Origin of the sequence: Williamsia muralis NBRC 105860, from assembly GCF_001598915.1 — a bacterium.
GTDB lineage: Bacteria > Actinomycetota > Actinomycetes > Mycobacteriales > Mycobacteriaceae > Williamsia > Williamsia muralis.
In genome coordinates this window covers 129612-145146 of record NZ_BDAP01000003.1, presented here as the reverse complement: position 1 = coordinate 145146, position 15535 = coordinate 129612, and the positions used below count along the sequence as shown (strand labels likewise).

13 protein-coding genes are annotated in these 15535 nt (G+C 65.9%); 5 read left to right on the top strand and 8 right to left on the bottom strand.

What is annotated here, in order from left to right; genetic code table 11:
• The first annotated feature begins 95 nt into the window (after nucleotides 1–95).
• Together WIMU1_RS12725 and mtr are read left to right on the top strand one after the other, a co-directional pair.
• Nucleotides 96–1130 (top strand): alpha/beta hydrolase, encoded by a 1035-nt coding sequence (locus WIMU1_RS12725; RefSeq protein WP_062797803.1) that lies wholly within the window; start codon nucleotides 96–98, stop codon nucleotides 1128–1130.
• Nucleotides 1123–2547, top strand: coding sequence for a mycothione reductase (gene mtr / locus WIMU1_RS12720; RefSeq protein WP_062797801.1), 1425 nt, complete (start codon nucleotides 1123–1125; stop codon nucleotides 2545–2547). Before WIMU1_RS12725 ends, mtr begins: the two co-directional genes overlap by 8 nt.
• Before the next feature lie 38 nt (nucleotides 2548–2585).
• On the opposite strand, the gene WIMU1_RS12715 is transcribed toward mtr, so the two are convergent.
• From WIMU1_RS12715 to map, 3 genes are read right to left on the bottom strand one after another with little or no spacing between them, the layout of a single operon-like run.
• Entirely contained in the window at nucleotides 2586–3407 is an 822-nt protein-coding gene (locus tag WIMU1_RS12715) for an alpha/beta fold hydrolase (RefSeq protein WP_062797799.1), read from the bottom strand.
• Between the two features lie 35 nt (nucleotides 3408–3442).
• Nucleotides 3443–4960, bottom strand: coding sequence for a cobyric acid synthase (locus tag WIMU1_RS12710; protein WP_062797797.1), 1518 nt, complete (start codon nucleotides 4958–4960; stop codon nucleotides 3443–3445).
• 26 nt (nucleotides 4961–4986) lie between these two features.
• Nucleotides 4987–5850 (bottom strand): type I methionyl aminopeptidase, encoded by an 864-nt coding sequence (map, locus tag WIMU1_RS12705; protein WP_062797795.1) that lies wholly within the window; start codon nucleotides 5848–5850, stop codon nucleotides 4987–4989.
• Nucleotides 5851–5945: 95 nt separating this feature from the next.
• Here map and WIMU1_RS12700 point away from each other — a divergent pair, with 95 nt between their 5' ends.
• The 3 genes from WIMU1_RS12700 (at nucleotide 5946) to WIMU1_RS12690 (ending at nucleotide 8937) form a co-directional block, all read left to right on the top strand.
• On the top strand, nucleotides 5946–6998 hold the full coding sequence (locus WIMU1_RS12700; protein ID WP_062797793.1) for a heme/hemin ABC transporter substrate-binding protein: 1053 nt from the start codon (nucleotides 5946–5948) through the stop codon (nucleotides 6996–6998).
• A gap of 80 nt (nucleotides 6999–7078) precedes the next feature.
• On the top strand, nucleotides 7079–8077 hold the full coding sequence (locus tag WIMU1_RS12695) for a FecCD family ABC transporter permease (RefSeq protein WP_084248280.1): 999 nt from the start codon (nucleotides 7079–7081) through the stop codon (nucleotides 8075–8077).
• Nucleotides 8074–8937, top strand: a complete 864-nt coding sequence (locus WIMU1_RS12690; RefSeq protein ID WP_084248227.1) for a heme ABC transporter ATP-binding protein — start codon at nucleotides 8074–8076, stop codon at nucleotides 8935–8937. The genes WIMU1_RS12695 and WIMU1_RS12690 overlap by 4 nt, the downstream gene beginning before the upstream one ends.
• A 112-nt stretch (nucleotides 8938–9049) precedes the next feature.
• On the opposite strand, the gene WIMU1_RS12685 is transcribed toward WIMU1_RS12690, so the two are convergent.
• The 5 genes from WIMU1_RS12685 to dxr all read right to left on the bottom strand — a co-directional run bounded on the left by WIMU1_RS12685 (nucleotide 9050) and on the right by dxr (nucleotide 15478).
• Nucleotides 9050–10864 (bottom strand): penicillin-binding transpeptidase domain-containing protein, encoded by a 1815-nt coding sequence (locus WIMU1_RS12685; RefSeq protein WP_062797791.1) that lies wholly within the window; start codon nucleotides 10862–10864, stop codon nucleotides 9050–9052.
• A gap of 84 nt (nucleotides 10865–10948) precedes the next feature.
• Nucleotides 10949–11785: a GNAT family N-acetyltransferase gene (locus WIMU1_RS12680; protein WP_023963927.1), complete on the bottom strand. Its 837-nt coding sequence runs from the start codon at nucleotides 11783–11785 to the stop codon at nucleotides 10949–10951.
• Nucleotides 11786–11856: 71 nt separating this feature from the next.
• Nucleotides 11857–13032 carry a flavodoxin-dependent (E)-4-hydroxy-3-methylbut-2-enyl-diphosphate synthase gene (gene ispG, locus WIMU1_RS12675; protein WP_023963929.1) on the bottom strand — a complete coding sequence of 392 codons (1176 nt, stop codon included), beginning with the start codon at nucleotides 13030–13032 and terminating at the stop codon, nucleotides 11857–11859.
• Between the two features lie 38 nt (nucleotides 13033–13070).
• A complete protein-coding gene (locus WIMU1_RS12670) occupies nucleotides 13071–14282 on the bottom strand; it encodes a M50 family metallopeptidase (protein ID WP_062797789.1) in 1212 nt (403 codons plus the stop codon).
• Nucleotides 14283–14311: 29 nt separating this feature from the next.
• On the bottom strand, nucleotides 14312–15478 hold the full coding sequence (gene dxr / locus WIMU1_RS12665) for a 1-deoxy-D-xylulose-5-phosphate reductoisomerase (RefSeq protein WP_062797787.1): 1167 nt from the start codon (nucleotides 15476–15478) through the stop codon (nucleotides 14312–14314).
• Between the last annotated feature and the right edge of the window lie 57 nt (nucleotides 15479–15535).

Sequence of the window (15535 nt, the reverse complement as noted above, 5' to 3'; positions counted from 1 at the left end):
CATTGTCTCTCATGCGGGTGCGGTCATTGCAACGCGGTCGGCAGTTGCCTCGGGCACACTCCCCGTGGCGGCGCGCACATCTACAGTGAACGATTGTGGCCCCTTCCCGCTGGCAGCCCGATGTACTCGGCCCCGACTTCTCGACATCGACCTTCGACCTCGGCATCGACCCCGACGGTGAAGGTGAGATAACCGCCACCCTCGTCCGCCACGAACCGACCGGTCCGGTGACCGGCGCGGTGCTGTACGTCCACGGCTTCACCGACTACTTCTTCCAACGACCGCTCGCCGAGTTCTTCGCTCAGCGCGGGTATGCCTTCTACGCGTTGGATCTGCGCAAGTGCGGACGTTCGCAACGACCGGGGCAGACACCTCATCACATCACCGACCTGGCCGCCTACGACTTCGAGCTCGACCTCGCCGTCGCGGAGATCAACGCCGGCACCGACGGGGTTCCGCTCCTGGTGGCCGCGCACTCCACGGGCGGCCTGATCACCGCTCTGTGGCTCGATCGGCTGCGAGCACTCGACAGGCCGCGGGAGCTTGATCCCCTGGTTTCGGCACGCCCACGCGGGCTGGTGCTGAACTCGCCGTGGTTCGACCTGCAAGGCGCACCGATCCTGCGCACGGCCGGGACCGCGCTGATCAACGGCGTCGCCCGGGTACGCCCACTGGCTGCCATACCCCGCAACATCTCCGGTGCCTACGGCGAGAGTCTGCACCACAGCGTGCACGGCGAGTGGGAGTACGACCTCAATTACAAACCCTTACAGGGTTATCCGGTCACGTTCGGTTTCCTCAGCGCGGTACGTCAGGGACAGGCCAGGTTGCACCGAGGACTCGACATCGGCGTTCCCTCGCTGGTGCTGCATTCGACCGAGACGACCCTCAGCGGGCCCGAGGCCGACGGCAGTGTCGCAGACATCGACTCGGCAGACGGAGTTCTCGACGTCCGTCAGATCGCCAAGTGGTCGGGTTGCCTCGGTGGCCGGGTGAGCGTCGTGCCCGTCGAGGGCGCCCGCCACGACGTCTTCCTGTCGCGCACGGGGGTACGCGACACCGCCTACTCCGAACTCGACCACTGGCTTTCGAGCAACAACGACCGGATACGAGGTGTCATCCATGGCTGAATCGACAACGAACAACGGCCATCCACACGTGCACGAGGTGGACCTGGCGATCATCGGTTCGGGAACCGGCAACTCGATCCCCGACGAGAGGTTCGCCGATCAGGAGATCGCGATCTTCGAGGAGAGCATCTACGGCGGAACCTGCCTGAACGTCGGCTGCATCCCCACCAAGATGTTCGTGTACGCCGCGGAGATCGCCCAGACCATCCGGGAGGGCGAACGTCTCGGCGTCACGGGCTCGGTGGAGAAGGTCGACTGGCCGGGCATCGTGAATCGCGTCTTCGGACGGATCGATCCGATCTCGGCGGGCGGTAAACGCTACCGAGTGGAGGACTGCACCAACATCACCGTCTACACCAGTCATGTGGAGTTCGACGGGGTCACCGACGACGGACGGTATCGGCTGCGCACCGCTGCCGGAGACGAGGTCGTGGCCACCAAGGTGGTGCTGGCCGCCGGATCGAGGCCGGCCATCCAGGACGTGGTCGCCGAGAGCGGGGTCGACTTCCACACCAACGAAGACGTGATGCGTCTACCCGAGCTCCCCAGGCACCTGATCATCATCGGCAGCGGCTACATCGCGGCCGAGTTCGCCCACGTGTTCGGCGCATTGGGTTCGAAGGTGTCGATCATCGCCCGCAGCAACGCTCTCCTGCGCGCGCAGGACGCCGACATCTCCCGCAGGTTCACCGAAATCGCCTCGGCCGCATGGGATGTGCACTTCGAGTCCGCGATCCACAGTGTCGAGCAGGAGGATTCCGGCGACGTCCGGGTGCAGCTCGCCGACGACACCGTCATCACCGGAGATGCCCTCTTGGTCGCTGTCGGCCGGATCCCCAACGGCGACAGGCTGGCACTGGACACGATCGGCGTCGACATCGACTCCGAGGGCCGCGTCTGCCGGGACGCCTACGGGCGCACCGCGGCCCGGAACGTGTGGGCTGTCGGCGACGTCACCTCGAAGTACCAGCTCAAGCACGTCGCCAATCACGAAGGTCGGGTGGTGCAGGCCAACCTCCTGCGCGATTGGGACGGCACCGAACTCGAATCCTTCGACCACCGCTTTGTACCGGCTGCGGTGTTCACCCACCCGCAGATCGCGTCGGTCGGATTGACCGAGGACGAGGCGGTGCAGTCCGGCCTCGACATCACCGTCAAGGTGCAGAACTACGGCGATGTGGCGTACGGCTGGGCGATGGAGGACCTCACCGGTCTGTGCAAGGTGATCGCCGAGAAGGGCACCGGACGCATCCTGGGCGCGCACATCATCGGCCCGCAGGCGCCGTCGGTCATCCAGCCCGTCATCCAGGCCATGTCGTTCGGACTGGACGTCAAGAACATGGCCCGCGGTCAGTACTGGATCCACCCCGCCATGCCGGAAGTCCTCGAGAACGCGCTCCTCGGCCTCGAGGTCTGAGGGGACCGGGCCTGGGCCGGGTCACCGGACAGGGAGGATCACCACACGGCTGAACGCAACGCGACCTCGCTCGCGAGCGCGGCCGCCGCATTCTGCGGCACCCAGTGATCGACGCCTTCGAGAGCAGCGAACCGGTAGTCGGAGTAGACGTATCGTCCACTCCCCTCTGCCTGCTCGCGCCCCAGCGCGAAATCCTGGTCGCCCCAGAGCATCGTCGTGGGGGCTTCGATCGGCGGGCACGACAGGTGCGCTTTGATGTCGCCGGTGAAGTTCGCGCGGTACCAATTCAGCGCCGCGGTCAGCGCGGGACGCTCGGTGAGGGGCAGCACGCTGTCGTCGGGAACCAGCTCTCGCAGCATCTTCGCGTCGTCGGCGAGCATGGTGTCTTCTGCGTCGGGCTTGACGAAGTCGAGGATGTACGACGACCGTTCACGCTGATCGCTCGCGGCCAGGGACGTCGAGATCGCCGACGGGTGGCCCACGCTGACCGCGACGAGTCCGGTCACCCGATCCGGATGGTGGCCGGCCAGATGCCACGCCACGAGCGACCCGAAGTCGTGTCCCACCACCATCGTGTACCCGATGCCCAGGGCGTCCAGGATGCCGATGGCGTCGGAGGCCAGGTGCCGCAGCTCGTATGCTGCGACATCGTCGGGCCGGGCTCCGGGGCTGTAGCCGCGCTGGTCCGGAACGATGGTGCGCAGGCCCGAATCGTGCAGCCGTCCGACGACGCCGTCGAAACAGGCTCCGGTGGTGGGAAATCCGTGCAGCAACAGCACTGACGGCGCCTTCTCCGGCCCACCTATCCTGACGTCGAACTGCAGGTCGCCCACGGTGAGGGTGCGGTGTTCGATACTCACCCGGTCAGCCTACGTGTCCGGGTACGACGATCGGGTCAAGTCAGCGTGGCCGTGAGCGTCGGCAACCCCGGCTTCGGCCCAGCGGTGACCACGTCGGCGATGAACTCCATGTCCAGTTCGGTCTCCACCAGGTCGGCGATCAGATCGAGCTGCGACATCCTCGCCTGTTCGAACGACACCTCCCCGGGTACGAACCCGGAACGTCCGACGTGGCCGGCCACCCGGCGGAGATAGTCACGACGGAATCCGTCCGATGCCAGCAACCCGTGCCAGTGGGTGCCCACAACAGCTCCACGCACACTGCCCTCGCCGCCCGCCTCCGCATCGATCAACAGTGCGTCATCTCCGGAAGCGACCACCCGCCCGTGGTGAATCTCATACCCGGTCACCGGATGTCCCCATGCCGTGCCGTTCACCTGCCGGAGCACCTTGTACTCGCCGAAGACGACGTCGAGGGCGAGGATCCCCAGGCCCGCGACTTCTCCCACGTGACCTTCCACGTCGTCGGTGATGGATCTGCCCAGCATCTGATAGCCGCCGCAGATCCCCAGGACAGGCCGTCCGGTTCTGGAGCGGGTGATCAACGCCGAGTCGATTCCCCTGGCACGCAACCACTTCAGATCAGACACCGTTGCCTTGCTGCCGGGGATCACCACCAGATCGGCCACGGCAACGCTCGCAGGGTCGTCCACCCAGCGCACGTCGACTCCCGGCTCGCACGCCAGCGCCTCGACGTCGGTGGAGTTGGATATCCGGGGCAGGCGTATCGCCGCCACCGACAACCGGTCCGTGCCCACAGCCGGAGCAGATCGCCCCACGGGGTGCCCGACCACGCTGGCAAGCGAGTCCTCGGCGTCGAGCCACAGGCCCTCCGCGAACGGGATCACCCCGATGGTCGGCCGGCCGGTGAGGGCGTGGAGTTGCTCGAGACCCGGCTCCAATATCGATCGGTCGCCGCGGAACTTGTTGACCACAAAACCTGCGATGCGCGCCTGGTCGGCCGCCCCGAGCGACGCCAGCGTTCCGAGCAGATGAGCCAGCACACCACCGCGATCGATGTCGCCGACCACGATCACCGGCAAATCGCCCATCTCGGCGAGACCCATGTTGGCGATGTCGGACGCACGGAGGTTGATTTCGGCGGGCGACCCCGCACCCTCACAGATGACGACATCGAAATCGTCGCGCAGTGAACGCAATTCGTCCCCCACGACACCGGCCAGAGCCGCTCTGCGACTGTGGTAGTCCACCGCACCGACGAACCCGTCTGCCTGCCCACGGACCACAACCTGCGAGCGCCGGTCGCTACCGGGCTTGAGCAGGACCGGGTTGAAACGCACGGACGGCGCCAGCCCGCAGGCCGCGGCCTGCATTGCCTGTGCTCGCCCGATCTCACCCCCGTCGAGCGTGACGACCGAGTTGTTCGACATGTTCTGCGCCTTGAACGGCGCCACCGACACACCCGAACGATGAAGCGCACGACACAGCCCGGCGACGATCAGACTCTTACCGGCGTCGGAACTGGTGCCCGCGACCAGCAAGGCGCCTTTCATCGACGGAGGTTTAGGTGAGCCACAGGTCAGGCGTCCGGCAGGGTCAAGATCTCCGCCCCGGCGTCGGTGACCACCAGGGTGTGCTCGAACTGCGCGGTCCATTTGCGGTCTGCCGTGGCGACGGTCCAGCCGTCGTCCCAGATCTCGTATTCGAGGGCGCCGAGATTGATCATCGGCTCGATGGTGAACACCATCCCTGGTTCGATCAGCGTCTCGACGTTGGGCTGGTCGTAATGCAGGATCACCAGACCGTTGTGGAACGTCTCACCGATCCCGTGGCCGGTGAAGTCGCGGACCACGTTGTAGCCGAAGCGGTTTGCGTACGATTCGATGACCCGCCCGATCACGTTCAGTTCCCGGCCCGGACGCACCGCCTTGATCGCCCTGTTCGTCGCCTCGCGGGTGCGGTCGACGAGATCGACCACCTCCTGGGCGACATCGCCGGCGAGGAAGGTGGCATTGGTGTCGCCGTGCACCCCGTCGATGTATGCCGTGACATCGATGTTGACGATGTCGCCGTCCTCGATGACGGTCGAGTCCGGGATCCCGTGACAGATCACCTCGTTGAGCGAGGTGCAGCAGGACTTGGGAAAGCCCTTGTAGCCCAGCGTCGAAGGGTACGCGCCGTGGTCGATCATGTACGCGTGGGCGATCCGGTCCAGCTCATCCGTGGTGACCCCGGGTGCCACCGCTTTACCCGCCTCGGCCAGGGCGTTGGCCGCGATCTTGCTCGCGACCCGCATCTTCTCGATGGTCTCGGGTGTCTGAACCCACGGCTCGTGACCTTCGTTCACCGTCGACTTCCACACGTACTCGGGGCGCGGGATGAACGACGGCACGGACAGGGTGGGCGAGATCTCGCCGGGGGTCAGGGCGGCACGAACTGGCATGTATCCAGCCTAACCCGCGGCTGTCCCCCGCACGATCACAGCCGTATAGCCCTAAGTAAGGTAAGGCTCACACTGTGCTGGGATGGAGTGCGACGATGGTCAAGAACCGGTCTTCCGGTGGAAGAACTGCGCCGGTCGTCGCAGCGCTGATCATGATCATCGGCGTGCTGATGGGAGCTTGTTCCACCGCGCCGATCACCGACTCGGCGAACAGTTCGACGGCGCAGGACAACAACTTGCGGTCCGGTCCGCAGACCGCCGCGCTCGAAGGCCCGGACGTCGAGCCGATTGCCGACAATCCCGTCCCGATGTTGCCGGTGACCGTGGATTCGGTGGGCGGCGGACGGGTCACGGTCGCCGACGCGAGCCGCATCATCGCGATCGATCGCTCGGGCACCCTGGCGAACATCGTGTTCTCCCTCGGGCTGGGTGAACGAGTAGTCGCACGTGACCGGTCCACCGTCATCCCCGAGGCGGGGCAGCTTCCTCTGATCACCGACAGCGGACACTCGGTCAACATCGAAGCGGTCTTGGCCGCCGATCCCAGTGTGGTGCTCATCGACGAGTCGGTGAATCCGCCGGGGACCATCGATCAACTGCGCGCCGCCGGGATCACGGTCGTGGTGTTCGCCAAGGACCGCACCATTGCCTCGACCGGCCCGCTCATCACTGCGGTCGCCGGAGCTCTGGGCGTGCCCGATCAGGGCCGGGCCCTTGCCGCCCGCACCGACGCGGAGATCGAATCGGCACGGGCGTCGGTGCCCGAACGGGCGCATGGGTCGAAGATGGCATTTCTGTACCTGCGCGGTGAGAGGTTCAAGCTCCTGGCCGGACCTGGCTCGGGCGCCGACGATCTGATCGAGGCCATCGGTGGCGTCGATGCCGGGACCGCGGCCGGGTTGACCTCCTCTTTCGCCACCGTCGACGCGGAGGCGATGATCAACGCCGATCCCGCGGTCATTCTGGTGATGACGCAAGGAGCGGAATCGGTCGGCGGAATCGACAAGGTGCTGCAGTTGCCGGGCCTGGCCCAGACCGACGCCGGGCGCAATCGGCGTGTGGTGCAGATGGACCAGGCCGAGATCCTCACCTTCGGCCCCGACACCGGGCGGGTGCTCGCGGCACTGGCCGAAGCGATCTACGTGTGAAGGCACTTCGCGAGCAGATCCCGACTGTCGGCAGCGCCAAACGGGTTGCCTTCTCCCGCAATTCCCTCGTGATCGCCCTCATGCTGGCGCTGCTTGTCGTCTTGGTCGGGTGGTCGGCTGCCAGTGGCCAGGTGTACATCCCGCCTGCCGAGGTGTTCGGATCGGTGATGCATCACATGGGCCTCGACATCGGGCCGATGCCGAGCTCCCCCAATGGGGAAGAAACCTTGTGGACCGTACGGTTTCCCCGCATCGTGATGGGTCTGCTCGTCGGGGCGACACTCGCCTGCGCAGGCTGTCTGCTCCAGGGCGTCCTGGCCAACCCACTCGCCGAGCCCGGTGTCATCGGGGTGTCGGCCGGCGCCGCGGTCGGCGCCTGCCTGGCCATCGTGTCGGGCGGGATCTGGGCGAGTGTGTGGGGGCTGGCCGGCGCCGCCTTCATCAGCGCACTGATCACAGTGGCCGTGGTCTACACCCTGTCGATGCGAGATGGATCGTCGTCGCCGATCATGTTGATACTCATCGGCATTGCGGTCAACGCGTTCGCCTCGGGCATCATTGCCTTCCTGACCTTCCTCGCCGACACCAACGACCGCGAACAGATCGTCTTCTGGCAGCTGGGGTCGCTCCAAGGTGTCGGCTGGCGTCCGGTGTGGGTGGTGCTGCCGGTGGCGACTGCGGCCATCGCCGTGAGCCTGCTGCTGGTCCGCAGGCTGGATCTGTTGTCGCTGGGCGAAATTCAGGCCGCCGCCCTGGGCGTCAGGGTGGAAACGGTTCGGCGCATCGCCATTCTGCTGGTCGCGGTGCTCACCGCTGCTGCCGTCGCTTTCACCGGGATCGTGATGTTCGTCGGATTGGTTGTCCCCCACCTCATGCGGTTGATCGTCGGGCCGCGGCACGTGATCCTGCTTCCCGCCAGCGTCATCGGCGGGGCGATCGTCGTGTGCGCCGCCGATCTGGGCGCTCGGACGCTGATGACCGGCGCCGACCTTCCGCTGGGGATGCTCACGTCCCTGATCGGTGGGCCGGTGTTCTTCCTGCTGCTGCGTCGCAGCCGTCACACCGGAGTCGGCTGGTGACGGAGTCGACGCCCGGGCAGGCTCTCGTCGCACGCGACGTGCACGTCGCCATCGGTGGCCGCCCCATCGTGACCGACGTGGACCTCGAACTCGGTACGGGCGAGATCGTTGCGCTGGTGGGCCCGAACGGCTGTGGAAAGTCGACACTGTTGTCGGGCCTGGCGGGTCTGCGTCCCCTTGCCGCGGGGTCGGTCACCGTGGCGGGGGCTGACCTCGGGTCACTGTCCCCTGTCGAGCTGGCGCGACGGCGAGCCCTGGTGACGCAGTCGCACCGTGAAGACAACCCATTCCTGGTGCACGAAGTGGTGGAGATGGGCCGTTTTCCCTGGTCCAGAACCGAACGGGCGGCGCAGTCCGCAGCAGTGGTGGAAGCGGCACTGACGCAATGCGATCTGCTGCAGGTGCGCGATCGGCCATTCAGCCAACTGTCCGGTGGGCAGCAGGCCCGGGTTGCGCTGGCTCGCGCACTGGCTCAGCAGACACCCATCTTGATGCTCGACGAACCGACCGCGGCCTTGGACATCCATCACCAGGAACGTTTGCTGACGATACTGAGCGAACGGCGCCATGACGGCGGCGCGGTCCTGATCGTGGTGCACGACCTGTCGCTTGCGGCGGCGTATGCGGACCGGGTGCTGGTGATGAAGGGCGGCACGATGGTGGCCGCCGGGCCGACACGCGAGGTGATGACGGCCGCGCTGCTCAGTGAGGTGTACGAACATCCGGTGTTGACATGGATCCACCCGGACACCGGCCAATTCCTCGTGGTCCCGGATCGAACTGCCCCGGATCGGGCCACCTTGGGTCGAACAAACGGATCGGCGGGGTACCCCCCTCCAGTGCCCCGCCGATCCGATTAAGAATCTGACGAGAGCTTCTCAGTTTTGGTTCCACCCCGTGCCGGAATCGACAAAAAATATTGGCAGGATGTCTTTTACAAAGCTCACTACCGCCCCGAACAGCTTGAGCCGGTCACCGTGGCTGCAGTGCCGCCAAGAACTCGTGCGTGACGGCCACCGCGTTGTCCGAGCTCCCACCGAGCACCACCAACGTCGCCCAGGCCAGGTCACCGCGGTAGCCGGCGAACCAGGCGTGCGAACCCGCAGCGACCTCGGCTTCACCGGTCTTGCCGAACACCTCACCGAGATCCTGCATGCGCAACGCGGTGCCGGACGAGATCACCTCGCGCATCATGGGGCGCAACTTCGTGACCACGGCCGGGTCCATGTCAGGGTGAGGCCCTGAGATGGTGGTGTCTCGGCCGACGATCAGCGACGGGATCGGTGTCGAACCGCGTGCCACCGTGGCCGCCACCATCGCCAGGCCGAACGGGCTGGTCAGCACCTTGCCCTGGCCGAACCCGTCTTCCGTGCGCTGCACCAGTTCGGGTGCGATCGGGACCGACCCGCTCTCCGTCGGCAGGCCGACCACGTGATACTCGGGACCGATACCGAGAGATGCGGCGGTCCGCGTCAGATCAGAGGGACCCATCTCGCTCGCCAGTTTGGCGAAGGTGGTGTTGCACGACCGGGCAAAAGCGGTTTGCATCGGGACAGTGCCGAGTCCGAAACCGTTGTAGTTCGGGACGCTGCGTTCGCCGATGGTGACCTCACTGGGGCACCCGACCATGGTCGATGGCTGGGCCAGCCCGGTGCTGATCGCAGCTGCGGAGGTGACCACCTTGAAGGTCGAACCGGGCGGATAGAGGCCGATGGTCGCGATCTGGCCGTCCCGGTCGGCCAGCTCGTTCTGCGCGATCGCAAGAATGCGACCGGTGGACGGCTGGATGGCGACCATGGCCACCTGGAAATCTGTGCGTTGGTCCACCGCGCGCTGCGCCGCTTCCTGCACTTCGCGGGACAAACTGATCTGGACCGACGGAGCCGGGGCAGGGTCGGTCTCGGCCAGCACATCGGCATCGAGTCCGTTCGGGTTGACCGACACGACGCGCCAGCCGGCCTTGCCCTCGAGATCCTTGGACACTTCTTTCTTCACCTGGGTGAGCAGCGCCGGGGCGAACTTCGGATCAGAGGGGACGAGATCTGCCTGGTCGACCGTCGACACCCCGGGCAGACCCGCGAGCTGGTCACGGACCTGATCGAAGTCACGCTGACCGAGCGTGATCACCGAGTACTCGCCGCCCAGCCCGGTTGCCTGCTCGGCGATGGCCTGCGCGGACATCGGAGCAAACCGACCTAAAACAGTCGCCAGTGCCGTCGCGGTGGACACGACCGCGCCGGAATCGGCGGCCACCGCGGCATCGAACCTGACGTCGTACACAGTGCCCGGTACCAGCACATTGGTGCCGTCGCTCTCGCGGACCGCTGCACGCTGGGCCTCGAGCGTCCGCAGCTGCATCGTCTGGTTCCCACCGAGTTTCGGATGAACGTTCGACGGCACCCAGCGAACCTGCCAGCCAGCGTCACTGCGGGACATCTGCACGGTCGCCCGGTACTCCCAGGTGCGCCCGCCCGGCAGTTCCCACGTGTAGTCGGTTGCGACCGTGGCCGTGTCCCCGGTGACCTTCACCTGCCCTGTGTCGGCCGACATCTCGGTGGCGGCCAAGCCCTTCCAGGTCGCGTCGATCGCAGACGTCGCCGACACGGGATCGTCGGTCAGGGCTCCGGCGCGGCTGCCGTCTTGATCGGCGAAAGCATTCAGAAATCGTTGCGCTGCAGCGCCCGGCCCGTTGTCATCACCGGCACAACCTGCCGACGCGACCCCGATGACCACCACGAGGGAGATCCCGAGGAGTCGAACGGGCCACAGGTGAATTGATCGGATCATCACCGGTCATCGTATTTGCGCGCGGCACTGCAAGCCGGTTGCCACGCAGGCGAGACAGGAGCGATCCCACCCGATTGCGGTCGGTCAGTCCACCAACACGGTCGCGAACGTACCCACCTCGTGCATGCCGACTCTCCGATATGCCTCGCGCGCAGGCGTGTTGAATGAGTTGACGTACAAGCTGGCGGTACGGCCGGCGGCCACGATGGCTTCGACAACGGCCGCGGTACCCGCAGAACCCAGGCCAGTGCCGCGACGATGCGGGGCAACCCACACACCTTGGATCTGTCCGACCCGACGCGACATCGCACCGACCTCGGCCTTGAAGACGACTTCGCCGCGTTCGAACTTCGCGTATGCACGACCTGCGTTGATCAGGCCTGCGATACGGCGGCGGTAGGACCGTCCACCGTCTCCAGCGCAGGGGTCGATGCCCACCTCCCCCACGAACATCTCGACCGCGGCAGGTAGGTATGCGTCGATCTCGTCCAGTCGCACCCGTCGCACGAAGGGGTCCGCACGGATGGCAGGTTCGGTACCCAGAGCCAACAAGGGCTGGCTGCAACGGATTTCGCGGGCGGGACCCCAGTGTTCACGGGTGTGTTCCCAGAAGGGCATCACGAGCTCGGCCGGCCCGACAATTGACGAACAGGCCCGCGGATTGCGGATGGCCCGCTCGGCGAAGGTGCGCACATCGTCAGCCGTACCGAGCAGCGGAACAAGATTGGCCCCGGAGAAACACAGCGAGTCGACCGGCTGCCCGTTGCTCCACAGCTCCCCGCCCAGCGCTCGCGGATTGATGCCGTGATCTTCCACCCGAGCCGCGACCATGCACGACGACACCGGATCGAGCGCGAGAGCCTGGCTGACCGCGTCGAAGTCCCGCTCGCCGAGCGGACGGTCACCCAACAGCTTCAGCACCGCGGCTCCCAGGTTAGTAACGGGCGTACGAGAGCGTACGTCGCCATTCTGCCAGCCCGCTCGGTGCGAAGTCAGCTCACCGTGACAATCGGTGCGCCTGCCCCTGCCGCGTCACCGGATTCGCCTGCCGCTTCGGCGATTCGCATTGCTTCTTCGATGAGCGTTTCCACGATCTGGGCTTCGGGAACGGTCTTGATGACCTCACCCTTGACGAAGATCTGGCCGCGACCGTTTCCGGAAGCGACACCGAGATCGGCCTCGCGTGCTTCGCCCGGGCCGTTCACCACGCAGCCCATGACGGCCACCCGCAGTGGGATCTCCATACCTTCGAGTCCGGCACTCACCTCGTCGGCGAGCTTGTACACGTCGACCTGCGCACGTCCACAGGACGGGCAGGAGACGATCTCGAGCTTACGAGGACGCAGGTTGAGCGATTGCAGGATCTGGTTGCCGACCTTGATCTCCTCGACCGGCGGCGCCGACAGCGACACCCGGATCGTGTCGCCGATCCCTTCGGCGAGCAGGGCGCCGAACGCCACGGCCGACTTGATCGTGCCCTGGAAAGCCGGTCCGGCCTCGGTGACACCGAGATGGAGGGGGTAGTCGCAGGCAGCGGCCAGCTGGCGGTAGGCCTCCACCATGATCACCGGGTCGTTGTGCTTGACCGATATCTTGATGTCGCCGAAGCCGTGCTCTTCGAAGAGACTCGCCTCCCACAGCGCTGATTCCACCAGCGCCTCCGGCGTCGCCTTGCCGTACTTCTGGAGCAGGCGCGGGTCGAGTGATCCGGCGTTGACGCCGATACGGATCGGGATCCCGGCATCACCGGCAGCCTTCGCGACCTCCTTGACCCGGCCGTCGAACTCCTTGATGTTGCCTGGGTTGACCCGGACGGCAGCACACCCGGCGTCGATCGCGGCGAAGATGTACTTGGGCTGGAAGTGGATGTCGGCGATCACCGGGATCTGCGACTTCCTTGCAATGGCCGGCAGCGCCTCGGCATCTTCGGGACGCGGGCACGCCACCCGGACGATGTCACACCCCGATGCGGTCAGTTCGGCGATCTGCTGCAGAGTCGCGTTGATGTCGTGGGTCTTGGTGGTGGTCATCGACTGCACCGACACGGGATGGTCGCTGCCGACGGGCACCGTGCCCACCTGTAGCTGCCGCGTCTTGCGGCGCGGTGCGAGAACCGGCGGCGGTGCGGCGGGCATTCCCAGACCGATCGCGGTTGCATCTGCACTCATCGGGGTCACTTCCTGATCTGTAACTGTTTTCGGATGGTCTAGAACACCTTGATCGGATTGATGATGTCAGCGGTCAGCGTCAGTGCCATGTATCCGCCCATGATCGCGAGGACCACGTACGTCGCCGGCATCAATTTCAGGTAGTCGACAGGCGCGCCGGCGCCGAGACCACGTAGCCGTCGCATCCAATCGCGCACCTTCTCGTAAACGACGATGGCGATGTGTCCACCATCCAAGGGTAGTAGCGGAACCAAATTGAAGAGTGCCAGGAAGAAATTGATGCTGGCCAACAGGAATATGAAGAAGGACCAAACGCCCGCTTCCGCGGCCCCGCCACCGATCACCGATGCGCCATAAACGCTGACCGGTGTATCGGCGGCGCGCTCACCCCCGGTCACCGACGTCCACAACGCCCCAATTTTCGAGGGCAAAGACAACAAAGAATGCCAGGTCTCCACCATCAGGTCGCCGGTGAACCCCGCTGCCGCCGGGATTGCGCCCAACGCCGAGGGATGTTCGGTTCCGGCGTCGAGATCGTAGGCGATGCCGACCATGCCGACCGTCTCGGTAGTCGTGACGCCATTATCGTCAACCGCGGTGGAGGTGACCTGCTGCGGTATCACAGTCAGGTCGAGCTGCTCTCCCTCGCGCTCGACGGTCAGGGCTACCGGAGCGGTGCCCGCGCGCAAAACCTTGCTCAGCTCCGCTGTATCGCTGATTCGCTGGCCGTTGGCTGAGATGACTGTGTCACCCGGCTGCAGGCCCGCCTCCGCGGCGGGACCATCACCGGTACACGGCGCCATGTCGCCGTTAGTGATGGTGGGCCCGACGCATGAGATTGCTCCCACCTTCGCGGGAATCGATCCGGAGAGATTGGGCAACCCCCAGGCGAGCCCCATGATCACGATCAGCACGAACCCCAGGATCAGGTTCTGCACCGGACCCGCGAGCAGCACCACAACCCGTTTCCACGACTTCTGGCGGTACATCGCACGGGGTTCGTCCTTGGGTGCGAGTTCGTCGTGGGTGGTCATGCCCGCGATGTCGCAGAAGCCGCCGAGGGGAATCGCCTTGATCCCGTATTCGGTCTCGCCCCGTCGCGTCGACCAGAGGGTCGGGCCGAAACCGACGAAATAGCGCCGCACATACATTCCGGTGCGCTGTGCAGCCCACATGTGACCGCACTCGTGCCAGGCGATCGACGCCAGCAACCCGAGTGCAAAGAGCACCACGCCCAGAGCAAACATCATCGGCCGCTTCTTACCCTTCTGAGAACCTGCTAACGGTGCACACCGGCGACGAGCAGACGAGCGCGTTCACGCGCCCAGGCGTCGGCCGCCAGGACGTCATCCACCGTACCTGGGTCCTCGGTCCACTGATCCGCAGCTGCAAGCACTTCCTCGATGATCCCGACTATCCGGGGGAAGGTGATGGCACCTGCGAAGAACCCGTCGGCAGCTGCTTCATTGGCGGCGTTGAACACCGCCGTCAGCGATCCCCCACGCGTTCCGGCGTGACGGGCGAGATCGATTGCCGGGAACACCGCGTTGTCGACCGGTTCGAAGGTCCACGTCGCCGCGGACGAGAAGTCGCACGGCGTCGACGCCCCCGCGATGCGGTCCGGCCAGCCCAGGGCGAGGGCGATCGGCAGCTTCATCGACGGAGGAGACGCCTTGGCGACCGTGGCGCCGTCGATGAACGTGACCATGGAATGCACGATCGACTGGCGGTGAACTGTCACGTCTATGCGTTCGTATGGAACCCCGAACAGCAGATGGGCCTCGATCACCTCCAGCGCCTTGTTCACCAGGGTCGCCGAGTTGAGGGTGATCATCGGCCCCATCGACCAGGTCGGATGTTTACCGGCCTGCTCTGGGGTGACGTCCTCCAGTGCTGCGGCGTCCCAGCCGAAGAACGGCCCGCCGGACGCGGTGAGCACCAGCCGGTCGACCTCGGCCGCTGTCCCGGCCCGTAGGCATTGCGCGATGGCGGAGTGTTCGCTGTCGACGGGCACGATCTGATCCGGCCCGGCCGCGGCCAGCACCAACGCTCCCCCGGCGACGAGCGACTCCTTGTTGGCCAGCGCCAACCGGGCACCGGATCGCAGCGCCGTCAGCGTCGGTCTGAGTCCGAGTGATCCGACCACGGCGTTGAGCACCACGTCTGCGCCGGTCGCCTCGACCAGGTCGCTCATGGCATCCGGCCCTGACTGGACGCCGGTCGTCCCGGTGACGGACTCGACGCGTGCGGCAGCATCGGGATCGGCGACGGCGACCGCCGAGCCGGGGAGCTGCCACTGGCTGATCTGCTTCGCGAGCAGGTCGACGTTGCCGCCACCGGCGCCGAGGCCGGCCACCGCGAATCGGTCACGGTTGGCTGAGATCACCTCCAGCGCCTGGGTACCGATCGATCCGGTGCTACCGAGGATGAGAACGCGTGTGGTCACCCACCCAGTGTGATCGATCCCGTACTACCGGCGCGACCACGTCGACTCACGGCGACC